This is a genomic window from Micromonospora sp. NBC_01392 (genome assembly GCF_045040125.1).
Lineage (GTDB): Bacteria > Actinomycetota > Actinomycetes > Mycobacteriales > Micromonosporaceae > Micromonospora.
The window spans coordinates 1669117-1693071 of the sequence record NZ_CP109549.1 but is presented as its reverse complement, the minus strand read 5'-3'; the positions used below and the strand labels follow the sequence as shown (position 1 = coordinate 1693071).

23 protein-coding genes and 1 pseudogene are annotated in these 23955 nt (G+C 75.3%); 10 read left to right on the top strand and 14 right to left on the bottom strand.

Annotated elements, in window-relative coordinates; translation table 11 throughout:
• Positions 1 to 30 precede the first annotated feature (30 nt).
• Both recG and OG767_RS07945 read right to left on the bottom strand, forming a co-directional pair.
• Positions 31 to 2232: an ATP-dependent DNA helicase RecG gene (recG, locus tag OG767_RS07950; protein WP_405092826.1), complete on the bottom strand. Its 2202-nt coding sequence runs from the start codon at positions 2230 to 2232 to the stop codon at positions 31 to 33.
• A complete protein-coding gene (locus OG767_RS07945) occupies positions 2229 to 3842 on the bottom strand; it encodes a DAK2 domain-containing protein (RefSeq protein WP_405092825.1) in 1614 nt (537 codons plus the stop codon). The genes recG and OG767_RS07945 overlap by 4 nt, the downstream gene beginning before the upstream one ends.
• Positions 3843 to 4079: 237 nt before the next feature.
• On the opposite strand from OG767_RS07945, the gene rpmB reads away from it, so the two are divergent.
• Both rpmB and OG767_RS07935 read left to right on the top strand, forming a co-directional pair.
• Positions 4080 to 4271: a 50S ribosomal protein L28 gene (gene rpmB / locus OG767_RS07940; protein ID WP_013284551.1), complete on the top strand. Its 192-nt coding sequence runs from the start codon at positions 4080 to 4082 to the stop codon at positions 4269 to 4271.
• Positions 4272 to 4453: 182 nt separating this feature from the next.
• Positions 4454 to 5707: an ATP-grasp domain-containing protein gene (locus tag OG767_RS07935; protein ID WP_405092824.1), complete on the top strand. Its 1254-nt coding sequence runs from the start codon at positions 4454 to 4456 to the stop codon at positions 5705 to 5707.
• A gap of 9 nt (positions 5708 to 5716) precedes the next feature.
• On the opposite strand, the gene OG767_RS07930 is transcribed toward OG767_RS07935, so the two are convergent.
• Positions 5717 to 6184 carry a GNAT family N-acetyltransferase gene (locus OG767_RS07930; RefSeq protein ID WP_405092823.1) on the bottom strand — a complete coding sequence of 156 codons (468 nt, stop codon included), beginning with the start codon at positions 6182 to 6184 and terminating at the stop codon, positions 5717 to 5719.
• A 186-nt stretch (positions 6185 to 6370) separates the two neighbouring features.
• Positions 6371 to 7318, bottom strand: coding sequence for a thiamine-phosphate kinase (locus OG767_RS07925; RefSeq protein WP_405092822.1), 948 nt, complete (start codon positions 7316 to 7318; stop codon positions 6371 to 6373).
• Between the two features lie 156 nt (positions 7319 to 7474).
• Between OG767_RS07925 and OG767_RS07920 the strand changes: the two genes are divergently transcribed.
• Positions 7475 to 7708 carry an Lrp/AsnC ligand binding domain-containing protein gene (locus OG767_RS07920; protein WP_013284547.1) on the top strand — a complete coding sequence of 78 codons (234 nt, stop codon included), beginning with the start codon at positions 7475 to 7477 and terminating at the stop codon, positions 7706 to 7708.
• On the top strand, positions 7709 to 8344 hold the full coding sequence (locus OG767_RS07915; protein ID WP_405092821.1) for a DUF3515 family protein: 636 nt from the start codon (positions 7709 to 7711) through the stop codon (positions 8342 to 8344).
• 16 nt (positions 8345 to 8360) lie between these two features.
• Here OG767_RS07915 and OG767_RS07910 read toward each other — a convergent pair whose 3' ends face one another.
• Positions 8361 to 9464: a D-alanine--D-alanine ligase family protein gene (locus OG767_RS07910; RefSeq protein WP_405092820.1), complete on the bottom strand. Its 1104-nt coding sequence runs from the start codon at positions 9462 to 9464 to the stop codon at positions 8361 to 8363.
• 241 nt (positions 9465 to 9705) lie between these two features.
• Positions 9706 to 9930, bottom strand: a complete 225-nt coding sequence (locus tag OG767_RS07905; RefSeq protein ID WP_405092819.1) for a hypothetical protein — start codon at positions 9928 to 9930, stop codon at positions 9706 to 9708.
• Positions 9931 to 10206: 276 nt separating this feature from the next.
• Between OG767_RS07905 and OG767_RS07900 the strand changes: the two genes are divergently transcribed.
• Complete coding sequence (locus OG767_RS07900; RefSeq protein ID WP_281935775.1) at positions 10207 to 11052, top strand: helix-turn-helix transcriptional regulator; 846 nt, start codon at positions 10207 to 10209, stop codon at positions 11050 to 11052.
• Between the two features lie 4 nt (positions 11053 to 11056).
• Positions 11057 to 11254 carry a DUF397 domain-containing protein gene (locus OG767_RS07895; RefSeq protein ID WP_107156132.1) on the top strand — a complete coding sequence of 66 codons (198 nt, stop codon included), beginning with the start codon at positions 11057 to 11059 and terminating at the stop codon, positions 11252 to 11254.
• A gap of 41 nt (positions 11255 to 11295) precedes the next feature.
• Here OG767_RS07895 and OG767_RS07890 read toward each other — a convergent pair whose 3' ends face one another.
• The 5 genes from OG767_RS07890 to OG767_RS07870 form a co-directional block, all read right to left on the bottom strand.
• Positions 11296 to 12330, bottom strand: coding sequence for an ROK family protein (locus OG767_RS07890; RefSeq protein WP_405092818.1), 1035 nt, complete (start codon positions 12328 to 12330; stop codon positions 11296 to 11298).
• 67 nt (positions 12331 to 12397) lie between these two features.
• Positions 12398 to 13189 (bottom strand): putative protein N(5)-glutamine methyltransferase, encoded by a 792-nt coding sequence (locus OG767_RS07885; protein WP_405092817.1) that lies wholly within the window; start codon positions 13187 to 13189, stop codon positions 12398 to 12400.
• A 185-nt stretch (positions 13190 to 13374) separates the two neighbouring features.
• Positions 13375 to 14493, bottom strand: a complete 1119-nt coding sequence (locus tag OG767_RS07880; protein ID WP_405092816.1) for a cystathionine gamma-lyase — start codon at positions 14491 to 14493, stop codon at positions 13375 to 13377.
• On the bottom strand, positions 14490 to 15497 hold the full coding sequence (locus tag OG767_RS07875) for an NAD(P)H-dependent glycerol-3-phosphate dehydrogenase (protein ID WP_405092815.1): 1008 nt from the start codon (positions 15495 to 15497) through the stop codon (positions 14490 to 14492). Before OG767_RS07875 ends, OG767_RS07880 begins: the two co-directional genes overlap by 4 nt.
• Positions 15494 to 16219: a lysophospholipid acyltransferase family protein gene (locus tag OG767_RS07870; protein WP_405092814.1), complete on the bottom strand. Its 726-nt coding sequence runs from the start codon at positions 16217 to 16219 to the stop codon at positions 15494 to 15496. Before OG767_RS07870 ends, OG767_RS07875 begins: the two co-directional genes overlap by 4 nt.
• Before the next feature lie 96 nt (positions 16220 to 16315).
• Here OG767_RS07870 and cofC point away from each other — a divergent pair.
• The 4 genes and pseudogenes from cofC to OG767_RS07850 all read left to right on the top strand — a co-directional run.
• A pseudogene (gene cofC, locus OG767_RS07865) lies at positions 16316 to 16936 on the top strand (2-phospho-L-lactate guanylyltransferase); the annotation flags it as partial.
• A gap of 27 nt (positions 16937 to 16963) precedes the next feature.
• Positions 16964 to 17161 carry a cold-shock protein gene (locus OG767_RS07860; protein ID WP_281936282.1) on the top strand — a complete coding sequence of 66 codons (198 nt, stop codon included), beginning with the start codon at positions 16964 to 16966 and terminating at the stop codon, positions 17159 to 17161.
• Positions 17162 to 17214: 53 nt separating this feature from the next.
• Positions 17215 to 19515 carry an RNA degradosome polyphosphate kinase gene (locus tag OG767_RS07855; protein WP_405092813.1) on the top strand — a complete coding sequence of 767 codons (2301 nt, stop codon included), beginning with the start codon at positions 17215 to 17217 and terminating at the stop codon, positions 19513 to 19515.
• 40 nt (positions 19516 to 19555) lie between these two features.
• Entirely contained in the window at positions 19556 to 20437 is an 882-nt protein-coding gene (locus OG767_RS07850; RefSeq protein WP_405092812.1) for an NUDIX domain-containing protein, read from the top strand.
• Between the two features lie 95 nt (positions 20438 to 20532).
• Here OG767_RS07850 and OG767_RS07845 read toward each other — a convergent pair whose 3' ends face one another.
• The 3 genes from OG767_RS07845 to leuD all read right to left on the bottom strand — a co-directional run bounded on the left by OG767_RS07845 (position 20533) and on the right by leuD (position 23951).
• Positions 20533 to 22422: an endonuclease/exonuclease/phosphatase family protein gene (locus OG767_RS07845; RefSeq protein WP_405092811.1), complete on the bottom strand. Its 1890-nt coding sequence runs from the start codon at positions 22420 to 22422 to the stop codon at positions 20533 to 20535.
• Between the two features lie 133 nt (positions 22423 to 22555).
• The gene (locus OG767_RS07840; protein ID WP_405094156.1) at positions 22556 to 23203 is read right to left on the bottom strand and encodes an HU family DNA-binding protein; all 648 of its coding nucleotides are present in this window, start codon (positions 23201 to 23203) and stop codon (positions 22556 to 22558) included.
• A gap of 160 nt (positions 23204 to 23363) precedes the next feature.
• A complete protein-coding gene (gene leuD, locus OG767_RS07835; RefSeq protein WP_405092810.1) occupies positions 23364 to 23951 on the bottom strand; it encodes a 3-isopropylmalate dehydratase small subunit in 588 nt (195 codons plus the stop codon).
• Positions 23952 to 23955: the final 4 nt, after the last annotated feature.

Sequence of the window (23955 nt, the reverse complement as noted above, 5' to 3'; positions counted from 1 at the left end):
GCGTACTCCGCACAGGGTTGACCGGCGGGGTCAGCCCTTCTCCAGGTATTCGGCACGCTCCTCGTCGACCAGGGCGGCGACGGACGCGGCCAGCGCCGGGTGCCGGGCCAGCTCCGGATCCTCCTCGACCAGCTCGATCGCCTCGGCGCGGGCGTCCCGGATCAGCTCGGTGTCGCGCAGGAGCGACAGCAACCGCAGGTGTGAGCGCCGGCCGGACTGGGACGCGCCGAGCACGTCGCCCTCCCGGCGCTGCTCCAGGTCGAGCTCGGCCAACTTGAACCCGTCGGTGGTGGAGGCCACCGCGTCCAGCCGCTCCCGGGCCGACGAGCCCTCGGCCGCCTCGGTGACCAGCAGGCAGAGACCCGCGGCCGACCCCCGGCCCACCCGGCCGCGCAACTGGTGCAGCTGGGAGACACCGAACCGGTCGGCGTCCAGCACGATCATCACGGTCGCGTTGGGCACGTTCACGCCCACCTCGACGACCGTGGTCGCCACCAGCACGTCCAGGTCGCCGGCGGCGTACGCACGCATCACCGCGTCCTTCTCGTCGGCCGGCAGCCGCCCGTGCAGCACGCCGATCCGCAGCCCGTGCAGCGGCCCGTCGGCGAGCAGCGGGGCCACCTCCGTCACCGCCAGCGGCGGCCGGCGGCCGTTGTCGTCCTCCCGCGGCGCCTCCTCGTCGGAGACCGGGCCGTCCCCGATCCGGGGGCAGACCACGTACGCCTGATGGCCCTTGCCGACCTCCTCGCGCAGCCGACGCCAGGCCCGGTCCAGGAAGGCCGGCTTCTCGGCGGCCGGCACCACGTGCGAGGCGATCGGCGAGCGGCCCTGCGGCAACTGGGACAGCGTGGAGGTCTCCAGGTCGCCGTAGACGGTCATGGCGACCGTGCGCGGGATCGGGGTGGCGGTCATCACCAGCACGTGCGGCGGCTGCTCGGCCTTGGCGCGCAGCGCGTCCCGCTGCTCCACGCCGAAGCGGTGCTGCTCGTCCACCACCACCAGGCCCAGGTCGGCGAAGTCGACACCCTCGTAGAGCAGCGCGTGCGTGCCGAGCACGATGCCGGCCCGGCCCTCGGCCACCTCGGCCAGGGCACGGCGTCGGGCCGCCGCGCCCAGCGAGCCGGTGACCAGCTCCACCCGGGTGGCGTCGTCGGCGGCGCCCAGCTCACCCGCCGTGCCGAGCGGGCCGAGCAGTTCCCGGATGCCGCGGTGGTGCTGGGCGGCGAGCACCTCGGTCGGGGCGAGCAGCGCGGCCTGACCGCCGGCGTCGACCACCTGAAGCATGGCGCGCAGCGCCACCACCGTCTTGCCGGAGCCCACCTCGCCCTGGAGCAGCCGGTGCATCGGGTGCGCGGTGGCCAGGTCGGCGGCGATCTCCCGCCCGACCACCTGCTGGCCGGGGGTCAGCTCGTACGGCAGCCGGGCGTCGAACGCGTCCAGCAGGCCACCCGCCCGGGCCGGTCGGGCCCGCGCCGGCCACGCCGCCGCCCGGTGCTTGCGCTGCGCCAGGGTGAGCTGCACCGCGAACGCCTCGTCCCACTTGAGCCGGCGGCGGGCCCGGTAGAGCGCCTCCTTGCTGGACGGCCGGTGGATCTCCCGCAGGGCGGCGCCGATGCCGACCAGGTTGCGGGTGGCCCGCAGGGTGGCCGGCAGCGGGTCGTCCGGCGGGGTGAACGTGTCCAGCACCACCCGGACGCAGCGGGCGATCACCCAGGTCGGCACCGCCGCCGCGGCCGGGTAGACCGGGATCAGCGCGCCGGCGAACTCCTCGACCTCCTCGTTGGCCGCCGCCTCGCCGTCACCGCCCTCGCCGAGCAGGACGTACTCCGGGCCGTTGAGCTGCCGCTTGCCCCGGAACTCGGTCACCTTGCCGGCGAACAGCCCCCAGCGGCCCGGTCGCAGCTCCCGCTCCCGCCACGCCTGGTTGCCGAAGAAGGTGCAGGTCAGCACGCCGCCGGAACCGTCGCCGACGGTCACCTCCAGCAGGTTGCCGCGCCGCTGGCGCATCGGACGGACCGCGGTGCGCTGCACCTGAGCCAGCACGGTGACCTGCTCCCCCACGTCGAGCGAGCGGATGTCGGTGTGCTCGCCGCGCTCGTCGTAGCGGCGCGGGAAGTGGTAGACCAGGTCACCGGCGGTGTGCAGGTCGAGGTGACCGGCAAGCGCCTTCGCGGTCTTCTCCCCGACCAGCTTCGTGAGCGGGGTGTCCACCGTCGACGGTTCGCTCGTCATTCGACCCCCAGCAGGAGCGGGTAGTGCGGCTGGCCGCCCTCGTACGCCTGCACCTCGACGAACGGCCAGGCGCGCTCGACGTGCGCGCGGACGCGGTCGGCCAGCCCGGCCGGGGCGTCCGCCCCGCAGAGCAGCGTGACCAGCTCGCCGCCGCCGCCGAGCATCCGGTCGACCACGGCGGTGCAGGTGTCGGTCAGATCCTGCCCGATCAGGTGCACCTCGCCCTCCACCAGGGCCAGCACGTCACCCGGCCGGCACGGGCCGGCGACGGTGAGCGCCTCCCGGCCGGCGTGGCAGACCTCGGCGTAGCGGCAGGCGCCGGCGGCCTCGGCCATCGCGATCACGTCGTCCTCGAAGCGGCGCTTCGGGTCGCGGACGGCGAGCGCGGCGAGCGCCTGCACCGGGGAACGGGTGGGCACCACGCTGACCTTGATGCCGAGGCGGTGCGCCTCCCTGGCCGCCGCGCTCGCCACCGACTGCGTGTTCGGGTCGTTCGGCAGCACCACCACCCGGGCCGCGTCGGTGGCCCGGACCGCGTCGAGCAGCTCGCCGGTGGACGGGTTGGCCGGCACCACCACCGCGCCCTCGGCGGCGAACAGCTCGGCGATGCCGGCGCCGGTGGCGACCACCACGGCGGCCCGGCCACCGGACGGCGTCGGCGGCGGGCCGGGCGCCGGAACGGGGTGGTCGGCGAAGCGGGTCACCGTGATCCGGTGCGGCCGGCCGGCGACCACGCCCGCCTCCACGGCGGCCCCGACGTCGTTGACGTGCACGTGCACGTTCCAGGTGCCGTCGCCGTCCCCGACCACGGCCAGGGAGTCGCCGAGCCCGGCCAGCTCGCCGCGCAGCCGCGTGACCGCCTCCTCGGTGGCGTCGAGGAGGTACTGCACCTCGTAGGCGTACGCGTCGGAGCCGGTCTCCCGCACGGCGGCCCCCGGCCGTTGCGGCGCGGCCGGCGCGGGGGCCGGCCGGCCGGGGCTCTCCCCGGTGATCACCTCGACCAGCGCGTCGAGCAGCAGGCACAGCCCGCGCCCGCCGGCGTCGACCACGCCGGCACGGGCCAGCTCGGGCAGTTGCTCCGGGGTGCGGGCCAGCGCGTCCGTGGCCGCCTCGGCGGCGGCCCCGGCCACCGTGCGCAGGTCGTCGCTGTCCGCCCGTTGGGCCGCGCGGGCCGCCGCGGCGACCACGCTCAGCAGCGTGCCCTCGACCGGCCGGGCGACCGCGGCGTAGGCGGCGGTGGCGGCGTCAGCGAGCGCACCGGCGAGCTGCCGGCCCCGGACCGCCGGCGCGGCGGCGAGCGCGTCCGCGAGGCCGCGCAGGATCTGCGAGAGGATCACCCCGGAGTTGCCCCGCGCGCCGAGCAACGCGCCGCGGGCCATCAGCCGCAGCGCGTGCCCGTGCGGGGTGTGCCCGTCGTCGGGGAGGGTGCCGAGATCCATGGCCAGGGCCTGCTGGGCCGAGGTGAGCGTGAGCACCAGGTTGGTGCCGGTGTCGCCGTCCGGCACCGGGTAGACGTTGAGGTCGTCGATCTCGCCCTGGTGCCGCTGGAGGGCGGCCAGCCCGCTCGTGCACCAGCGGCGCACCGCGGCGGCGTCGAGGGTGTCCAGCACGTCGGGAAGCCTACTGGCGCGCACCGACACGCGCCGGGGTCGTCCGGCGTGTCCGCCCGCCGGGGCCGGCCCGGTCGGCCCCGGTCCCGGGCCGACCACGCGCCGACCGGCCGGTACGCTGGGTGGGCTCGGCGAAGGGCCGATTGGGCGTACCGACCGGCATCGGGTAACCTGGCCAGGTTGCCCGGGCTGCGCCTGGCGGCGACCTCATGAACGTTTCAATCCCAGGAGTATCCCGTGGCTAGCGTGTGCGACGTCTGTGGCAAGGGACCGGGCTTCGGCCACAACGTGTCCCACTCGCACCGGCGGACCAACCGCCGCTGGAACCCGAACATCCAGTCGGTGCGTACCCCGGCCGGTGGCGGCACCACCAAGAAGTTGCAGGTCTGCACCTCGTGCATCAAGGCCGGCAAGGTCACCCGCGCCTGACGCGGAGCACCACCGGAACATCGTCGGTCGCCGGCGGCCCCCTCGGGTCCGCCGGCTTCTGTCGTGTCCGCCGGTCCGCGGCGACCGCTGACCGACCGTACGGCGACCGGCTGGTCCCCGCCGGTTAGGGTGCTGCTGCGCCGGCCGTCCGGCTCCGGCGCGGACCGTGGGGAGGACGACCGGTGGACCTCGATCTGGGCCGCGAGCAACTGGTGGTGGTCGGCGGGTCGTTCGGCTCGTTGCGCTGGTTCGACCAGGAGCTGCCGGCCGGCAGTGTGGTGCTGGTCGAGGAGCCGGACGTGATCCGCCGCCGCGACCTGGCCCGGTTCGCCGAGGAGCTGCCGCTGATCGGCCGCCTGGTGGCCGCGGAGTACCAGACCGGCCTGGACGTCGACGCCCTGCTCGGTCGCGAGCCCGGCCTGGCCGACGCGCGACTGGTGCTGCCCGGCCTGGAGTACGCGGTCGCCGCCACCGCCCGGCTGGCCGACCGGATCGGCCGGCCCGGCGCCGGGGCGGTCGCCGCGGACATCTTCTCCGACAAGCACCGGATGCGGCTGCTCGCCGACGAGATCGGCCTGGCCAACCCGGCCTACGAGCTGGTCGACGACGCGGGCCGGGCGGCGGAGTTCGCCCGCGCGCACGGCGGCCGGTGCGTGCTCAAGCCCACCCGCCGCTCCGGCAGCCTCGGCGTGCAGCTCATCACCGACCCGGCCGAGGTGCCGGCCCGCTGGGCGGCCAGCGCCACCCCGCCGGAGCCGGCCGAGGCCACCGCGGGCCTGCCCACCGGCGTGCTGGTCGAGGAGTTGCTGGTCGGCTCCGAGCACAGCGTGGAGCTGCTGGTCGCCGCCGGCGAGGTGATCTTCGCCAACGTCACCGACAAGCGGGTCGCCGGAGGCCGGCACCCGGTGGAGACCGGGCACACCGTGCCGTCCGCGCTACCGCCGGCCGAGCACGACGCGCTGCGGTCGGCGGCGACCCGCCTCGCCGCGGCCGCCGGCTTCGGCAGCGGCATGCTGCACAGCGAGTGGATCCTGGTGGACGGCGTGCCGACGCTCGTGGAGTGCGCCGCCCGGATGCCCGGCGACATGATCACGGCGCTCATCTCGATCGCCTACGAGCGGGACGTCATCGAGGCGTACCTGCGGGTGCTGTGCGGCGAACGGCCGGCGCTCCCGCAGCGGCCGACCGGCGCGGCGGCGATCGAGTTCCTGACCGCCCCGCCCGGCCGGGTCACCGCGGTGGACGGCCGGCGGGCGGCGCTGCGCGTGCCGGGCGTGCTCGACGTCCAGGTCGAGACGAAGGTCGGGCAGACCGTGCCCGAGCTGCTCTCCTCGGCGCACCGCAGCGGGCACCTGATGACCTGGGGCGCGACGCCGGACGAGGCGGCGGTCGCCGCCCGACGGGCCGCCGCGGAGATCCGGATCACGGTCGGCTGACGGCGGCGGTCAGAGCGTCCGGCCGAACGACAGGCAGCCCGGCGCGTCCCGGTAGTAGCCGAAGTTCGGGATCCGCTCGTAGCCGGCCGAGGCGTACATGGCGAGCGCCTCGGGCTGCTTGTCGCCGCACTCCAGCACGATCCGCTTCCGGCCGGCGTCGCGGGCGGACCGCTCGATCGCGGCGAGCACCGCACGGGCCACGCCCCGGCCCCGGGCGGCCGGCGCGGTGTACATCCGCTTCAGCTCGGCCTCCTCGCCGTCCGCGCCGTGGCTGCGCCAGCCGCCGCAGCCCACCGGCAGGCCGTCCAGGTACGCGACCAGGAACGCGCCGGCCGGCGGGACGAACTCGGCGGCGTCGACGGGCGTCTCGTCGCCGTTGCCGCCGTACCGCCGGCCCAGGTCGGCCAGCGCCGCCCGGATCAGCTCCTGCGACTCGGGCGCGTCGAAGCGCCGCGGGAGGATCTCGATCTCGCTCACCGTGCCAGGCTACGACCGGCCCCGGCACCCGGCCGGCGCCGGTCGCCACGCTCGGACGCAGATCACTGCGGGCCCCGGCGGAAGAGCCTGCTGGTCCGCTCTGCGACGGGTCGGCTGGTCCGCTCTACGACGGGTCAGCTGGTCCGCTCTACGACGGGTCAGCTAGTCCGCTCTGCGACGGGTCAGCTAGTCCGCTCTGCGGAAGTGGTCCCAGCCACGCGGGCCGTCGTAGTCACCACCGTCGACGGTGACCCCGGCGCCCTCGGTGACCCGGCCGACCGGACGCCAGCCGTCCGGCAGCGCCGCGTCGGCGGGGAACGTGGCCGCCAGGGCGTGGTCGTCGCCGCCGGCCAGGATCCAGGAGTACGGGTCGACGCCGAGCGCCTGCGCCGCGTCGCGCATCTGTCGGGGCACCTCGAACGCGTCCCGGCTCAGGTCGACCGCCACCCCGCTGGCCGTGGCCACGTGTCCCAGGTCGGCGAGCAGCCCGTCCGAGACGTCGATCATGGCGGTGGCGCCGGCCGCGGCGGCGGCCGGCCCGGCGGCGTACGGCACCTCGGGGCGGCGGAACGCCTCGACCAGCAGCCGGGGCGTACGGAAGCCGCGGGACAGCACGGTGAAGCCGGCCGCCGCCCAGCCGGTACGCCCGGCGAGCGCCACCACGTCGCCCGGTCGTGCCCCGGAGCGGACCACCGGCGCGCGGCCGGCCAGGTCACCGAGCGCGGTGACCGCGACGGTAAGCGTCGGGCTGGCGGACATGTCCCCGCCGACCACGCTCGCGCCCACGCCGGCCGCCTCCGCGCCCAGCCCGTCCGCCAGTTCCTCGGCCCAGGCCGGGTCCAGGTCGGCCGGCATGCAGAGCGCGACCAGCAGCGCGGTCGGCGTCGCGCCCATGGCGGCGACGTCGGCGAGGTTGGCCGCGGCGGCCCGGTGCCCGACGTCCCGCGCCGAGGACCAGTCCCGCCGGAAGTGCCGCCCCTCGACGAGCACGTCGGTGGAGGCGACCACCCGCCGGTCCGGCGCCGCCACCAGCGCCGCGTCGTCGCCGGGGCCGAGCAGGCAGCTCTCCCCGTACGACAGCCGGGCGGTCACCCGGTCGATCAGTCCGAACTCCCCGACACCCTCGACCGTCATGCCGTCCCCTCGTTCCGCTCCGTCGTTCCGCACGTTCCGCACCGTCCCCCGCCCTCGACCTGCCCGCCCACCGGCGACCGATAGGGATCACGCCCGGTCGGTACGGTAGTTTCACCCTTCGGGCCGCCCCAGGCGGCGACGGACGGAGGTCGAGTCGTGGTACAGGCGTACATCCTCATCCAGACCGAGGTCGGCCGGGCGCGTGACGTGGCCGGTCTGATCGCGGACCTTGCCGGCGTGGTACGGGTCGACGCCGTCACCGGGCCCTACGACGTGGTCGTGCTCACCGAGGCGAACACGGTCGACGAGCTGGGCAAACTCATCGTCAGCAAGGTGCAGATGGTGCCCGGCATCACCCGCACGCTCACGTGTTCGGTGGTGCGGCTGTAAGTGGACGAGACGGAACCCACCAAGCGCCGGGACCCCGGCACCCGACGGGCCGCGCTCTGGGCCACGGTGATCGCGGTGCCGGTGACCCTGGCGGTGGCCGGCTTCACGTTCGCCAAGCTCGCGCCCGAGTCCCCGGACGCCGCGCCGAGCGCGTCGGCGAGCCCCCGGGCGCAGTCCACCGCGCCGGTCGAACTGCCCGCGCCGGCGCTCGCCCAGCGCCCCGGGGTCGTCTGCCGCGCCCTGATCTCGCAGCTTCCCGACAGCGTGCGTGACCTGCGGCAGCGCCCGGTCACCGCGGGTCCGGAGCAGAACGCGGCGTACGGCGACCCGGCGCTCACCGTGGCCTGCGGCGCGGCGCCGCCGGTGCGGCCCTGCCCGTCGCCCACCGGCGGCGCCACGCTGCCCGCCGGTTGTTTCCCGGACACCGACGAGGTGTTCCGGGTCAACGGCGTCTGCTGGCACCCGGTGACCGGGGCCGGCGCCACGGTGCTGACCACCGTCGACCGGGAGGTGCCCGTCCAGGTCCGGGCGCCGGAGACGTACCAGCCCGCGTTGCAGTGGGTGGTGCAGATCTCCGACGCGATCGTCAGCGCGGTCCCCTCGGCGAAGCAGGCCCCCTCGGGCTGCGCCGGGTGACGCCCGGGCCGGCCCGTCAGCGGCCGGCGCGGCGGTGCAGGGCGGTACGGATCAGGCGGTTGACCAGCTTCGGGTACTCCAGCCCGCTGGCCGCCCACATGCGCGGGAACATCGAGGTCGGCGTGAAGCCCGGCATCGTGTTGATCTCGTTGAGGAAGACCTCCTGCGCCGGGGTGACGAAGAAGTCGACCCGGGCCAGGCCCGAGCAGTCCAGCGCGGTGAACGCCCGGGTGGCGTAGTCGCGCACCTGCCGGGTCACCGCCTCGGGCAGCTCCGCGGGGACGTCGTACTCGGTCACCTCGTCGGCGAAGATGTACTTGGCCTCGAAGTCGTACCAGTCGCGGTCGCCGATCATCCGCACCTCGGCGAGCACCGACGCCTCGGGCGCGCCCCCGGCCTCGCCCTCCAGCACGCCGCACTCGATCTCGCGGCCCACCACGGCCGCCTCCACCAGCACCTTGCTGTCGATCTCGCGGGCGGTGGCGAGCGCGGCGTCCAACCGCGCCCAGTCGTCGACCTTGGTGATGCCGAACGAGGAACCGGCGCGGGACGGCTTGACGAAGACCGGCAGGCCGAGGCGCTCCTTGTCCTCCTCGCTCAGCGACATCCCGGCGCGCAGCACCGCGTACGGGCCGACCGGGATGCCCTCGGCCACGCAGAGCTTCTTGGTGAACTCCTTGTCCATGGCGGCGGCGGACGCGAACACGTTCGCCCCGACGTAGGGGAGGTCGGCCATCTCCAACATGCCCTGGATCGTGCCGTCCTCGCCGTACGCGCCGTGCAGCACCGGGAAGACCACGTCCACGTCGGCCAGCGCCACCGGACCCTGGGCCGGGTCGAGCACCATCAGGCCGCCGGCGGCCGGGTCGGCGCGCAGCAGCAGTTCGGCGCCGGAGCCGGCGGTTATCTCGGGCAGCTTGCGGTCGGCGATGGCGAGCCCGGCCGGGTCGCCGCTGGCGAGCACCCACTGGCCCCGCCGGGTGATGCCGACCGGGACGACCTCGAACTCGTCCGGGTCCAGGGCGGCAAGCACGCTGCCGGCGCTGACGCAGGAGATGCCGTGTTCGGGGCTCCGGCCGCCGAAGACGATCGCCACACGGGTCTTGCCTGGGGTGGTCATGGTCACCTCATCGTTCGCGGCTGCGGCTGGCCGTGCTCGCCGGTGGCGCTCACCCGGTTGACCTTACTGTGCGTCGTCGGGACCGGTGGCCGATACCCGGGCAGAGCGCAACCGCATGGCAAACGGTCAAGGTGACATATACGGGGAGTAACGGCGCGGGCGGCCGACGGCGGGACCTGCCGTCGGCCGCCCGGCTCCCCGACCCCCGTTGCCGCCTCCACGGGGTCGGGCCCGGTGTGGTTCAGGTGGCCGGCTGCCGGAGCCGGCGGCCGACCGCGATGACCTTGACCCGTTGCCGGCCGGCCCGCACCATGCCCAGCGCCATGAACGCGCCGGCGATCCGGTCGGCCGCCTCCCGGCTGCTCGCGCCGACCACCTGCCGGCGTCGTTCCGGGCTGGTCCGTTCGTCGCGTCCGGGGCCGTCGGTGGGGCGTACGTCGGTGAGGACCACGAGGAACCGGGTCATTCCGGGCCACCCCCGCCCCCGGGGCGGCAGGCCGTCACCGTCATCGCGATTCCCTCCCCGTCTGGCGGACCGGGTAGGGGCACGCGGCGATCGGGTCGTGGGGGAGTAGACCCGACCGCCGCGCACCCCATCCCCTCCGGTCGCTCACCACCACCGTCGCCACGACAACCGGTGGTGAGGACGCCATCACAGGTTGACAGGTGGACGGGCGTGAATGCAACTCTCATCGGCTTTCTCTCATGCCCATTTTCCCACCGGATGTGCGACCATCGATGCATGGCGCCGAAGACCGCCCGAGCCCGACGGCTCGGCATCGCCCTGCGAACCCACCGGGAGGCCGCCGGCCTCACGCTGGAGACCGCGGCCGACGAGATCAACAGCACCCGCAGCACGCTGTCCCGCTACGAGAACGCCCAGACGCTGATCAGCCCGGCCACCGTGCGCGCGCTGCTCACCAGCTACGGCGTGGGACCCGACGAGATCGCCGCGGCGGTCCAACTGGCCAAGGACGCCCGCAAGCCCGGCTGGTGGGTGTCCTACTCGTACCTGCTGGACCGCCGCACCATCGACTTCATCGCGCTGGAGGCCGAGGCCACCGGCATCGCGAACTTCGAACCGTCGGTGGTGCCGGGCCTGCTGCAGACCGCCGACTACATCCGCGCGGTGATGCGCGGCGGCCCGCACACGCTCAGCGACGAGCAGGTGGAGCAGCGCGTCCACCTACGGCTGGACCGCCAGCAGCGGATCACCGCGGCGGAGCCGCCGATCCTCGACGCCATCATCGACGAGGGCGCGCTGCTGCGCCCGGTCGGCGGCCGGGCGGTGATGGCCAGCCAGCTCCAGCACCTGCTCAAGATGACCGAGTTGCCGAACATCACGGTGCAGGTGATCCCACTCTCCGCCGGCTACCACCGGGGCACCCGGGGTTCCCTGCACATCCTGGAGTTCGCCGACCCAGAGGACCCGATCATCGCGTCGGTGGAGACCGTCGCCGGGCAGATGGTCCTGGACCGGCCGGGCGACCTGCGTACCTGTACAAAGATCATGGAGCACCTGCGGACCGTGGCGCTGAGCCCGGCGGCCAGTCGGGACCAGCTCCTCCGTCTGCTCAACGAGAGGTGACCGCATGAACGGCACGACCCCCAGCCACCCGACGCCGCGGTGGCGCAAGAGCAGCCACAGCGGCGACGAGGGCGCCTGCGTGGAGATGGCGCCGCTGCCGGAGACCGTCGCGGTCCGCGACTCCAAGGACCCGACCGGCCCGGTGCTCGTGTTCCCGCCCGCCGCCTGGGCCGCCTTCACCGCCGCGCCGCCCCGCGCCTGAACGCGGGATGTCAGGCGGGGCCCCCACCTCTACCGGAGGCGTTAAGCGGGGGCCCCGCCTTTCACCCGATCGAGGGCGGCGATGGCGACGCCCCGCGCGCCGGCCATGTCGCGGTCGGGCACCAGCGCGAACGTCGCCACCGCGCGTTGCTCGTCGCGGAGCACCGTGTGCTCCGCGACGGTGGCGAGGAACCAGTCCCGGAACTCCGGCGCGGCCTCCACCACGCCACCACCGACGAAGTACGCGTGCGGGTCGGTGAAGTTCGCCGCGATGGTGAACAACCGCCCCAGCGCCCGGGCCTGCTGACCGAACACCTGACGGGCCAACGGGTCGCCCCGCTCGCCGAGGTCCCGGAGCAGCTTCGCCGCCCGGCCGGGCTCCTCCGCCGCCAGCGGATGCTCCGGATGCCGGGCCAGCCAGTACGGCAACAGGTTGCGCCGGATGGCGGTGAGCGAGGCGACGCTCTCCGCGTCCCCGGCGAAGCCGCAGGCACAGACCGGCACCGGCTGGCCCGGTTCGAGCAGCCCGTCCAGCGGGATGTGCACGTGCCCGAACTCGCCCGCCATGCCGGCCGCGCCACCAACCACCCGGCCGGCCTCGACCACGCCCCCGCCGAGGCCGGTGCCGACGATCGCGGACACCGACGAGCGGGCCGCCGCGTCCGCGCCGAAGTGCACGTGGTGGGCGTAGAGCGCGGCGGCGTTGCCGTCGTTGGCGTACACCACCGGCAGGCCGAGCCGCCGCTCCAGCGCGCTGCGCACGTCGTAGCCGCGCCAGGCGGGCTGCGCGAAGTTGGTCGACCCGCGCGACGAGATCACCCCGGTGGCGCTGGCCGGGCCGGGCGTGTCCAGCCCGACCGCGCGGACCAGCTCGCGGGGCACGCCGGTGTCCGCGAGCACCCCGTCGAACGCCCGCGCGAGCGCCTCGACGGCCGCCTCCGGGCCGTCGCCCACCTCGCTCGGGATCTCCCGCAGCCCGTCCACCAGGAACCGGCCGTCGACGGTCAGCACGGTGGCGTTGTTGCTCGTGCCGCCGTTGTCCAGCCCCACCACCACGGGTATTCCTGTGCTGCCCACCGCCACCGCCTCGCCGTCGAGTCTGAGCCGAGGTTAGTTCCCGGCCGGCCCACCCGCCACGGCGACGTCAGCCGGGGCGGCGGGCGGTCACGGCGGTGGCCTCCCACTCCTCGTCGCGCACCACCGTCGGGTCCAGCCCGGCGGCGGTGAACACGGCGCAGAGCGCGGGTGCCTGCTCCTCGCTCACCTCGACCGCGAGGTGCCCGCCCGGGGCCAGCCACTCGACCGCGCCGGCGGCCACCCGGCGCAGCACCGCCAGCCCGTCCGCGCCCCCGTCCAGCGCCACCGGCGCCTCGTGCAACCGGGCCTCGGCCGGCATCATCGCCACCGCGTCGCTCGGCACGTACGGGGCGTTCGCCACCACCAGGTCCAGCCGGCCGCGCCAGCGCGCCGGCACCGGCGCGAACAGGTCGCCCCGGTAGACCGGCACGCCCAGCGGGTCGAGGTTGCGCCGGGCGCAGGCCACCGCCACCGGGTCGACGTCGGCGGCGCCCAGCCAGCGCGGCGCCAGCCGGTCGTGCAGCACCACGGCCGCGGCGCCGGAGCCGCAGCACAGGTCCAGCACCGCCGGCGCCGGCCCGGTCACCGCCACGGCGGCGTCGACGAGCAGCGCGGTACGCCCCCGGGGCACGAACACGCCGGGCTGGACGATGATCCGCCGCCCGCAGAACTCGGCCCAGCCGAGCAGGTGCTCCAGCGGCAGGCCGGCGACGCGCCGGTCGGCCAGGCGGGTCAGCGCGCCGGCCGAGTCGGCGGCGGCGATCAGAAGATCCGCCTCGTCCTCGGCGAAGACGCAACCGGCGGCACGCAGCCGACGGATGAGGGCGGGACGGTCGGGAGTGAACACGGTGGATGCCATGGCAAGCCTCTCGGGGAACGCTCGTCGGCGCCCCCGGCGTCGCCTCAGCCCCGGGGCGACACGGACTCGGAGGGAGCGCCGGTCCTCTGCTGGTGGATCGGACTCACCTCCTCGCGTCGGGGCCGCACGGGCCGTGGCTGCCCGTCACGATAGCCCAGCGGTCGACCCGCCGTCAGCCCGGCACGTCAGCGCGCGGCGGCGTCCAACGCCGCGGTCACGTCGGCGACCAGGTCGGCGGCGTCCTCGATGCCGCAGGAGAGCCGGACGAAGCCGGGCGCGGTGTCGTCGCCCCACTGGGCCCGCCGGTCGGCGGTGGTGTGCAGCCCACCGAACGAGGTGGCGGCCGCCACCAGGCGGGACGCGTCGAGGAACCGGGCCACCCGGTCGGCGTCGCCCAGGTCGAACGAGAGCACGCCGGGGATGCGCCGCATCTGCGTCGACGCCACCCGGTACGCCGGGTCCGCCGGCCGCCCCGGCCAGCGCAGGCCGGTCACGTCCGGCCGGCCGGCGAGCAGGTCGGCAAGCGCCCCGGCGTTGGCGGTCTGCCTCGCCAGCCGCAGGTCGACGGTGGCCAGCGAGCGGTGGGCCAGCCAGCAGTCGAACGCGCCGGGCACCCCGCCGGTGGTGGTCCGCCACCCGGTCACCGCGTCGCGCAGCGCGGCGTCGCGCGTCGCCACGTAACCGAGCAGCAGGTCCGAATGGCCGGTGAGCGCCTTGGTGCCGGAGGCCACCACCACGTCCGCGCCGAGGTCCAGCGGGCGCTGCCCGAGCGGCGTCGCGGTGGTGTTGTCCACCGCCAGCAGCGCGCCCGCGGCGTGCGCCGCCCCGGCCAGCGCCGGCAGGTCGGCCACGTCGAGGCCGGGATTCGCCGGCGTCTCCAGCAGCACCAGCCGGACGCCGTCGAACGACGGGTACGGCCCGGCGGTCGGCACGAGGACGACGCGCACCCCGATCCGCTCCAGCGTGTCGGTGGCGAACGCGCGCCCCGGGAAGTAGCCGTCGGCGGGCAGCAGCACCGTGTCACCGGGACGCAGCACGGCCAGCAGCAGCCCGGTGATGGCCGCCTGGCCGCTGGCGAAGGCCCGGCACTCCCCGCCCTCCAGCTCGCCGATCGCCGCCTCCAGCAGCCGGCGGGTGGGATTGTCCGGCCGCCCGTACCCGTCGGGCGCCGCCGCCGGCCCGCGCCACGGGTCGAGGTGGTACGGCGCCGCGAACACCGGGCCGGGCAGGAACGGCTGGCCCGGCACCGCCTCCGGCAGGCCGGCGTGGACGCTGCGGGTGCCGTCCCCCCAGCCCGCGCTCACTCGTACGACTCCGGCTTGGCGGTGCGGCTCATCAGCGCGTCCACGGCCAGGCGGGGGTCCATCCCCTCGTGGCAGATCCGCTCGATCTGCTCGGTGATCGGCATCTCCACCCCGTGCGCCCGGGCCAGGTCCCGGATGGCCAGGCAGCTCTTCACGCCCTCGGCGGTCTGCCGGGTGGCCGCCTGGGCCTGCTCCAGCGTCTCGCCCCGGCCCAGGTGCTCGCCGAACGTGCGGTTGCGGGCCAGCGGCGACGAACAGGAGGCGACCAGGTCGCCCATGCCGGCCAGCCCGGCGAAGGTGATCGGGTCGGCGCCGAGCGCCACGCCCAGCCGGGCGGTCTCGGCCAGGCCCCGGGTCATCAGCATGGCGCGGGTGTTGTCACCGAAGCCCATCGCGGTGGCGATGCCGTAGGAGAGCGCGATCACATTCTTCACCGCGCCGCCCAGCTCGCAGCCGATCACGTCGTCGTTGGTGTAGGGGCGGAAGTAGGGCGTCCGGATCGACGCCTGCACCAGCGCGGTACGCCGACTGTCGGTGCCGGCGACCACGGTGGCGGCGGGCTGCTCGGCGGCGATCTCCGGGGCCAGGTTGGGCCCGGAGACCACGACCACCCGGTCCGCCGGCACCCCGGCCGTCTCCATGATCACCTGGCTCATCCGCTTGGTGGTGCCCAGCTCGATGCCCTTCATCAGGGACACCAGCGTGGCGTCGGGGGCCAGGTACGGCGTCCACTCGGCGAGGTTGCCGCGCAGCGTCTGCGAGGGCACCGAGAGCACCACCACCTCGGCCCCCTCGATCGCCTCGGCGGCGTCGCCGGTGGCGGTGACCCGCTCGGGCAGGCGCACGTCCGGCAGGTACTCCGGGTTGCGCCGCCCGTCACGGATCGCCTCGGCCACCGCGGCGCGGCGGGCCAGCACCGTCACGTCCCGCCCGGCGTCGGCGAGGATCTTGGCGAACGCGGTCCCCCAGGAACCGGCGCCCAGCACCGCGACGTGCCCGCTCATTCGGAGACCTCCGGGGTGCCGGTGCGGGCCGGGCGCTGCCACAGCGGCGGCGGTGTGCCGCCCCGGATCTCGGCGACCAGGTCCCGGATCCGCAGCATGATGGTGTCCGTCATCTCCTCCAGGATCGGCCGGGTCGGCGTGGCGCCCGCCCACCGGCCCAGGTCGACCGGCGGCCCGGCGACCACCGTCACCGGCGTACGCGGGCGCAGCCCGAACCGGGCCGTGCGCGGGTCGAACATCCGCTCCGGGCCGATCATGGCCACCGGGATCACCGGGGCGCCGGTGGCAAGCGCCAGCCGGGCCGCGCCGGTCTTGCCCCTCATCGGCCACAGCTCCGGCTCCCGGGTGGTGGTCCCCTCCGGGTAGATCACCACGGCGCCTCCCTCGTCCAGCGCGGCGATCAGCTTGTCCAGCGACTTGACCGCCTCGACGCTGCCCCGCTCGACCGGGATCTGCTTGCACCGGTGCAGGATCCAGCCGATCACCGGCACCCGGAACACGCTGGCCTTGCCGAGGAACTGCGGCCAGCGCCCGGCGTCGTAGATGAAGTGCGCGGAGACCAGCGGGTCGGCGTGCGAGATGTGGTTGGGCACGATGATGATGCCGCCGTCGCCCCCCAGGTGCTCCATGCCCCGCCAGGTGCGCCGGGTCCAGACGGTCAACACCGGCTTCACCAGCACCACGGCGAACCGTTGCCAGAATCCCAGCCTCCGCGGTGCCACAGTGCCTCCTCGTTCCGCCCCACGCGCCCCGGGGAAGAATCATGCCTGCTCGCCACCGGTCCGGCCAGTGAGGGTACCGCCGGCCGCGCTGGCAGGATGGTCGGTGTGCCTGAGCCCAGCTGGACCGTGGTGACGCCGGTGAAGCACCTCGGGGTGGCGAAGAGCCGCCTGCGTGGCGCGCTGCCCGGCGTACCCCATGAGGAGCTGGCGCTGGCCCTGGCGGCCGACACGGTGCGCGCGGCGCTGGCCTGCCCGGCGGTCGGGCGGGTGCTGGTGGTCACCGACGACCCGCGGGTGACCGCCACCGTGACCGCGGCGGGCGCCCGGGTCGCGGGCGACCCCGCCGGCGGGCTCAACGCCGCCTTCCGGCACGGCGCCGCGGTGGCCGGGCCGCGCGCCCCGGTGGCCGCCCTCACCGCCGACCTGCCGGCGCTGCGCCCGGCCGAGCTGGCCGCGGCGCTGCGCGCGGTCGAGGGGGTACGCGGATTCGTCGCCGACGCCCCGGGCACCGGCACGGTGCTGCTGGCCACGCCGCCCGGGGTCCCGCTGGCGCCCCGCTTCGGGCCCGGTTCGGCCGGTGCGCACGCGGCCAGCGGCGCGCTGCCGCTGGCCGGCGACTGGCCCAGCCTGCGGCGGGACGTGGACACCGCGGCCGACCTGGCCACCGCCGCCGGGTTGGGCCTGGGGCCGCGCACCGGCGCGCTGCTGGACCGCGCCGGCGACCCGGTCCGGTACGGTGCTGGCATGCAGGGCACGGTGGCCACCTACGACGCGTCGACGCGCAGCGGCGTGCTGCTGCTCGACGACGGCACCGAGCTGGCGTTCCCGGCTCGCGCCTTCGACGCCTCCGGGCTGCGGCTGCTGCGGCTCGGGCAGCGGGTGCGCGTGGAACGGGACGCGGCCGGCGAGGTCACCCGGGTGACGTTGCCGACGATGGCCTGAACAACCTGGTCGAGTTCATTTTCCGTTCACCCTCGTCAGGGAATCATGGGGTGGTGAGCACCCCTCGCGAGCACTCCGACGGTCCGCCGCCCATCCTCGACCCCGGCACGCCCCGCAACGGCCGCCCGACGCGCGGCACGGACGGACGGTTCCGGCCGTCCCGGCCGCCCGAGGAGCGCCTCGGGGCCGACCCGGACGCGGCCGGCGCCACCGGGCTGGACGAGCCGCTCGACCCGGTCGAGGGGCCCGGCCCGATCGCCGGCCCGCGGGACGAGCCGCCGGCCGCGGAGCCGCTGCCGGAGGACCGCTTCCTCAACCGGGAGCTCTCCTGGCTCGACTTCAACACCCGGGTGCTCGCGCTCGCCGAGGACCCCCGGACGCCGCTGCTGGAACGGGCGAAGTTCCTGGCCATCTTCGCCGGGAACCTGGACGAGTTCTACATGGTGCGGGTGGCCGGGTTGAAGCGCCGGCTCTCCGCCGGCCTGCCGGTCCGCGGCGGCGACCGGCTGCCGCTGCGCACCCAGCTCGACCTGATCACCGAGAAGGCCGCCGACCTGGTCGCCCGGCACGCCGCCTGCTTCGTCGACGACGTGCTCCCCCGGCTCGCCGAGGAAGACGTCCGCATCCTGCGCTGGAGCGAGCTGGACGACGCCGAGCGGGAGCGGCTGCGCACCTGGTTCCGGGAGCACATCTTCCCGGTGCTCACCCCGCTGGCGGTCGACCCGGCGCACCCGTTCCCCTACATCTCCGGCCGGTCGCTGAACCTGGCCGTCTCGGTGCGCGACCCGGACGGCGGCTCCGAGCTGTTCGCCCGGGTCAAGGTGCCGAACAACGTGCCCCGGTTCGTCCGGGTCGCCCGGGACCGGCCCGGCGTCCGCTTCCTGCCGGTGGAGGACCTCATCGCCGTCCACCTGGGGCAGCTCTTCTCCGGCATGCAGGTGGTCGAGTGCCACCTGTTCCGGGTCACCCGCAACGCCGAGGTGGAGGTCGACGAGGACCGCGACGAGGACCTGCTCCAGGCGCTCGAACGGGAACTGGCCCGGCGCCGGTTCGGCCCGCCGGTGCGGCTGGAGGTGGCCGCCTCCATCTCCGACCACATGCTGGAGCTGCTCGTCCGCGAGCTGGACATGGACGACCACGACGTGCTGCGGGTCCGCGGCCTGGTCGACCTCTCCGCGCTCTGGCAGGTGTACGGCGAGGCCGACCGCCCCGACCTCAAGGACCGGCCGTTCGTGCCGGCCACCCATCCCCGGCTGACCGAGGGCGAGGTGCCGCGCAGCGTCTTCGCCACCCTGCGCGACGGGGACGTGCTGGTGCACCACCCGTACCACTCGTTCGCGACAAGCGTGCAGCGCTTCGTCGAGCAGGCCGCGGCCGACCCGAACGTGCTCGCCATCAAGCAGACGTTGTACCGCACCAGCGGCGACTCCCCGATCGTCGACGCGCTCGTCGACGCCGCCGCCGCCGGCAAGCAGGTGGTGGTGCTGGTCGAGGTGAAGGCGCGCTTCGACGAGGTGGCCAACATCGGCTGGGCGCGCACGCTGGAGCGGGCCGGCTGCCACGTGGTCTACGGCCTGGTCGGCCTGAAGACGCACTGCAAGACCGCGCTGGTGGTGCGGCAGGAGGGCAACCAGATCCGGCGCTACTGCCACATCGGCACCGGCAACTACCACCCGAAGACCGCCCGGCTCTACGAGGACTTCGGCATGCTCACCGCCGACCCGGAGATCGGCGCCGACCTGACCGACCTGTTCAACGTGCTCACCGGCTACAGCCGGCAGACGGCCTTCCGGCGGTTGCTGGTCGCGCCGCAGGGCATCCGCAGCGGCCTGATCGAACGGATCGAGCGGGAGATCGAGCACGTCCGGCTGGGCATGCCGGGCCTGGTGCAGTTCAAGGTGAACGCGCTCGTCGACGAGGAGATCACCGACGCGCTCTACCGGGCGTCCCGGGCCGGCGTGCACGTGGACCTGCTGATCCGGGGCATGTGCACGCTGCGGCCGGGCGTGCCGGGGCTGTCGGAGAACATCCGGGTCCGGTCGATCCTCGGCCGGTTCCTGGAGCACTCCCGCATCTTCCGGTTCGGCAACAACGGCGACGCCGAGTTCTGGATGGGCTCGGCCGACCTGATGCACCGCAACCTGGACCGCCGGGTGGAGGCGCTGGTGCAGGTGAGCGACCCGGTGGCCCGCGCCGAGCTGGACCACGTGCTGGCCGCCGCGTTCGATCCCGAGGTGGACGCGTTCGAGTTGGCCGCGGACGGCACCTGGCACCGGCGTACCGGCGACGGCGACGGGCCGCCGACCCATCTCCAGGAACTGTTGCTGCGTCGGGTCGGCGGCCGGGCGGACTGAGCGGCGCGCGACACGCGGCGGGCGGGCATACGGTGAGCGGATGAGCGACGACGAGCCGATACGCATCCGGGCGGCCGGCGGCGTCGTCTGGCGGCCGGGAGCGGCCGGCGTCGAGGTCTGCCTGGTGCACCGCCCCCGGTACGGCGACTGGTCGCTGCCGAAGGGCAAGCTGGACGCCGGCGAGCACCCGCTGGCGGCCGCCGTCCGGGAGGTGGCCGAGGAGACCGACGTGCGGGCGGTGCCGCAGGTGCGCCTGCCCACGGTCCGCTACCGCAGCGAGGGTCGCGCCAAGGCGGTCGACTGGTGGTCGATGCGGGCGGTCGGCAGCGGCGGTTTCCAGCCCGGCACCGAGGTGGACGACGTGGCCTGGTTCCCGGTCGACGCGGCGGCCCGCCGGGTCAGCTACCCGCACGACGCGGAGGTGATCGCCGCGTTCGCGGCGCTGCCGCCGGTCACCACGACCGTGCTGCTGGTCCGGCACGCGCACGCCGGCAAGCGGGGCACCTGGTCCGGTCCGGACACCGGCCGGCCGCTGGACGCCGAGGGGCGGGACCAGGCGCGGGCGCTGGTGCCGCTGGTGGCCCTGGTCCGCCCGGCCCGCCTGCTCTCCGCCTCGGCCCGCCGGTGCGTGCAGACGCTGGACCCGGCGGCGGCCCGGCTGGACCTGCCGATCGAGGTCTGCGGCGACCTGGACGAGCCGGGGCCCGGCCAGCAGCCCGAGGAGTGCGCGTTGGCCGCCGCCGCGCGGTTGGCCGCGCTGGCCGCTGACGGGGAGCCGGTCGCGGTGTGCAGCCAGGGCAAGGTGATCCCGGGCGCGCTGGCACGGCTCACCGGCCGCGCCGACGACTTCACCACCGCCAAGGGCGGCGGCTGGCTGCTCCCGTTCGCCGGCGACCGTCTCCTCCCCCCCGACCGCTTGTAAGGCCGGGCCCCTTGTTAACGCCTCCGGTATAGCCGGGGCCCCTTCTCACCACCGCCGCGCGGGAGCGGGCCGGTGGCGGGCGGGGGGCGGGGCGCTCACGGGAGGGTCAGGGTGACGCGCACCGGGAGGTGGTCGCTGGCCTCGGTGCGCGGGGCGCGCGCCTCGGCGGCGGTCACGCCCGACGAGACGAAGACGTGGTCGATCTGGGTCCGCGGGTCGTCGGCCGGGCTGGTCCGCAACGGTCGGGCCGCGGCCAGCGCGTCCACCAGACCGGCGCCGGTGAACTCGGCGAACGCCGGGTCGGCCGGCTCGGTGTTCAGGTCGCCGCCGAGCACCAGCGGCCGGCCGGCCGCGTACCCGCGGGCGAACGTGGCCGCCTCGCGGGCCTGCTCCACCGGGTCCCGGCCGGGCGGCGGTTGCAGGTGGGTGGCGACCACGGCCAGCTCCCGCCCGCCGAGGTCGAGTGTGACGCCGAGGACCTGCGCGCCGGTCGGCGCGCCGTGCGCGGGCAGCGGCCGGGTCCGACCGGAGCGCGCCGGAAACCGGCTGAGCACCGCGTCGCCCCAGACCGGGTCCGCGGCGGGCGCGAAGACGTACGGCATCCGCAGCCGCGCCGCCAGCAACGCCAACGTGTCGTGGCCGCCGTTGAGCCACCACCCGCGGTCCACCTCGCTGAGCAGCACCACGTCCGCCCCGCGCAACGCCCGGGCCACCGCGTCGAGGTCCAGCCGGCCGTCCAGGCCGAACCCCATCCGGATGTTGTAGGCGGCCACCCGGACCGTGGCCGGCGCGACGCCGGGCCGCGGGGCGGACAGCGGCGTGTGGTGGAACACGGGCACGAGCGCGGTCGCCAGCACCAGCGCGGCCACACTCCACCGCCGGGCCCGCCCGGACAGCTCCGTCGGTGACCAGGACGGCCCGGCAACGGCCACCAGGCCGACCAGGAGCGCCGTGGCGACCGGCACCCACCCGTTGGGGTACCCCAGGTCGTAGGCGGCGTAGTAGGCGATCGTGGCCGCTGCGAAGACCACCGTCCCGCCGACCGCCGCCCGACCGCGCCGCGCGGCGGCCCGCCGGTCCGGCACGTCGCCGCCGGGCGCGGCGGTGTCGGTGCGGGCCAGGCAGCCACCGAGGCCGGCGGCGGTGAGCAGGTACGCCGGCCCGAGCCGCCCGGCGGCGAACAGCACCGCCCCGGCGAGCAGCGCGACCGGCCAGAGCACCCGGGCCGGCCGGGCCAACCGGGCCGGGGGCCGGTACAGCGCGGTCACCAGGAACAGCGCGACCGCCAACGCGCCCCATGGTGCGACGCCGACCGGGGCGCGGGACAGACCGGGGAAGCCGGCCGGGCCGACACCCGAGGCGGCCGCCCACACCGCCGGGGCGAGCGCGATCTGGTTGGCCAGCAGCAGTGCCGGGCCGCAGAGCAGCCACGCCCGGCGGCCGGCCGCCGACGGCTCCCCCGGCCCCGCGTCGGGCGGCGGCGCGGGCACGGTCGCGGCCAGGAACGCCGCCACCAGCGCCACGCTCAGCGTCCAGCCGAGCGCGCCGCCACGCCAGACCAGGTCCTCGGTGCCGAGCAACGCGTGCCCGGCGGCGGCGCCGGCCAGGCCGAGCGCCAGCCCGGGCACCGGCCGGTCGACGCGGGCGGCGGTGGCGGCGAGCCAGGTCAGTCCGGCGAGCAGGCCGGCGCACGCGAGCCAGAGCTGGGCGTCGCCACCGGGCGCGGCGGTGAGCGCCAGCCGGGCGGCGGCGAGCACGCCGGCCGCGGCGAGGCCGACCGGGCGGGCGCCGAGCCGACGGACCACGGTGGGCGCGGCCAACGCGAGCAGGAACCAGCCGAGCGCGAACGCGCCGAGCAGTTCGGCGGGTGTCTCGGCGGCGCGGCCGAAGAGCGTGATGACCGACGGCAGCCAGACCCGCAGGATGTCCAGGAAGACCGCGACGCCCAGGGCGAGCGCGACGGTGGAGAGGTGACGGTGCCGCACAGGCGCCTCTTCTCGTGACCGAGGGGGTTTCGGCACGGCGATTCTGCGGGCCGGTGCGGCGGGCGGTCAACGCGTACCGACGAAACGAGGGCGCCCACCGCGAACGGTGGGCGCCCTCGGTCGGGCCGTCCGGTCAGCGCCGACTGGCGGCCTTCTTGGCCGGTGCCTTCTTCGCGGGCGCCTTCTTCGCCGCCGTGGTCTTCTTGGCCGTGGCGGACTTCGCCGCGGTCGTCTTCTTGGCGGCGGGCGCCTTCTTCGCCGTGGCGGACTTCGCCGCGGTCGTCTTCTTCGCCGCCGTGGCCGTCTTGGTCGCGGTGGCCGTCTTGGTCGCGGTGGCCTTCTTCGCCGGCGCGGCCTTCTTGGTCGCGGCGGTGGTCTTGGTGGCCTTCGCCGCCGTGGTCTTCTTGGCGGCCCCGGTGGTCTTCGCCGCCGTGGTCTTCTTCGCCGCCGCCGTGGTCTTGGTGGCGGCGGTGGTCTTCTTCGCGGCGGTGGTGTCCTTCGGAACCTTGCCGCTGGCGACCATCTCCTTGAAGCCCGCACCCGCCCGGAAGGTCGGGACGGAGGTCTTCTTGACCTTCACCGCCTCGCCGGTCCGCGGGTTGCGCGCTGTTCGGGCCCCACGGACGCGCTTCTCGAACGCTCCGAAACCGGTGATCGCCACCTTCTCGCCCTTGGTGACCGCCGCCTGGACCTCAGCGAGAACCGCGTCGAGCGCGGCCGTCGCCGTTTTCCGGTCCCCCAGGCGAACGGCGAGGGCCTCGATGAGCTCGGCCTTGTTCACGACTTCCTCCCGATTGTGCAACTGACTCGACGCGAGCCATTCTGCGCGCACCGTATGCCCTGTGCTGCCTGGACACAAACATTCGGTGGAAAAAAGCCCTTGTGTCGCAACGGATTCGCCCCCACCGGCCGGGCCGGTGGGGGCGAAAAGGGGCTCGGGGTCAGGCGATCGAGGGCAGGAACGCCGGCCGGGCGGCCTCGTACGCGCCGATCTCGGCCTCGTGGCGGAGGGTGAGTCCAATGTCGTCCAAGCCCTCCATCAGCCGCCACCGGCTGTGGTCGTCCAGCGGGAAGGCCCAGGTGGCCTGCCCGGCGTGGACCTGGCGGGCGGTGAGGTCGACGGTGACCGCGGTGGTGGGCTCGGACTCCACCAGATCCCACAGTTCCTCGACGGCCTTCAATTCCAACTCCACCGGAAGGAGACCTTCCTTGAGGGCGTTGCCCCGGAAGATGTCACCGAAGCGGGGCGAGATCACCGCCCGGAAGCCCCAGTCCCGCAGCGCCCAGACGGCGTGCTCGCGGGACGAGCCGGTGCCGAACTCGGGGCCGGCGACGAGAATCGACGCCCCCTCGTAGGCGGGGTTGTTGAGCACGAACGACGGGTCCTCCCGCCACGCGCTGAAGAGGCCGTCGGCGAAGCCCGTCCGGGTCACCCGCTTGAGGTACACGGCGGGGATGATCTGGTCGGTGTCCACGTTGGACCGACGCAGCGGCACGGCGGTGCCGGTGTGTGCGGTGAACTTGTCCATCTCT

Bases quoted from the DNA above. Each gene is read 5' to 3' on its own strand.
- recG (WP_405092826.1), bottom strand. From the start codon at position 2,232: ATGACGAGCGAACCGTCGACGGTGGACACCCCGCTCACGAAGCTGGTC.
- leuD (WP_405092810.1), bottom strand. From the start codon at position 23,951: ATGGACAAGTTCACCGCACACACCGGCACCGCCGTGCCGCTGCGTCGG.
- OG767_RS07925 (WP_405092822.1), bottom strand. From the start codon at position 7,318: ATGACGGTCGAGGGTGTCGGGGAGTTCGGACTGATCGACCGGGTGACC.
- OG767_RS07905 (WP_405092819.1), bottom strand. From the start codon at position 9,930: ATGACCCGGTTCCTCGTGGTCCTCACCGACGTACGCCCCACCGACGGC.
- OG767_RS07875 (WP_405092815.1), bottom strand. From the start codon at position 15,497: ATGAGCGGGCACGTCGCGGTGCTGGGCGCCGGTTCCTGGGGGACCGCG.
- OG767_RS07895 (WP_107156132.1), top strand. From the start codon at position 11,057: ATGAACGGCACGACCCCCAGCCACCCGACGCCGCGGTGGCGCAAGAGC.
- OG767_RS07910 (WP_405092820.1), bottom strand. From the start codon at position 9,464: ATGACCACCCCAGGCAAGACCCGTGTGGCGATCGTCTTCGGCGGCCGG.
- OG767_RS07885 (WP_405092817.1), bottom strand. From the start codon at position 13,189: ATGGCATCCACCGTGTTCACTCCCGACCGTCCCGCCCTCATCCGTCGG.
- OG767_RS07900 (WP_281935775.1), top strand. From the start codon at position 10,207: ATGGCGCCGAAGACCGCCCGAGCCCGACGGCTCGGCATCGCCCTGCGA.
- OG767_RS07860 (WP_281936282.1), top strand. From the start codon at position 16,964: ATGCAGGGCACGGTGGCCACCTACGACGCGTCGACGCGCAGCGGCGTG.
- OG767_RS07850 (WP_405092812.1), top strand. From the start codon at position 19,556: ATGAGCGACGACGAGCCGATACGCATCCGGGCGGCCGGCGGCGTCGTC.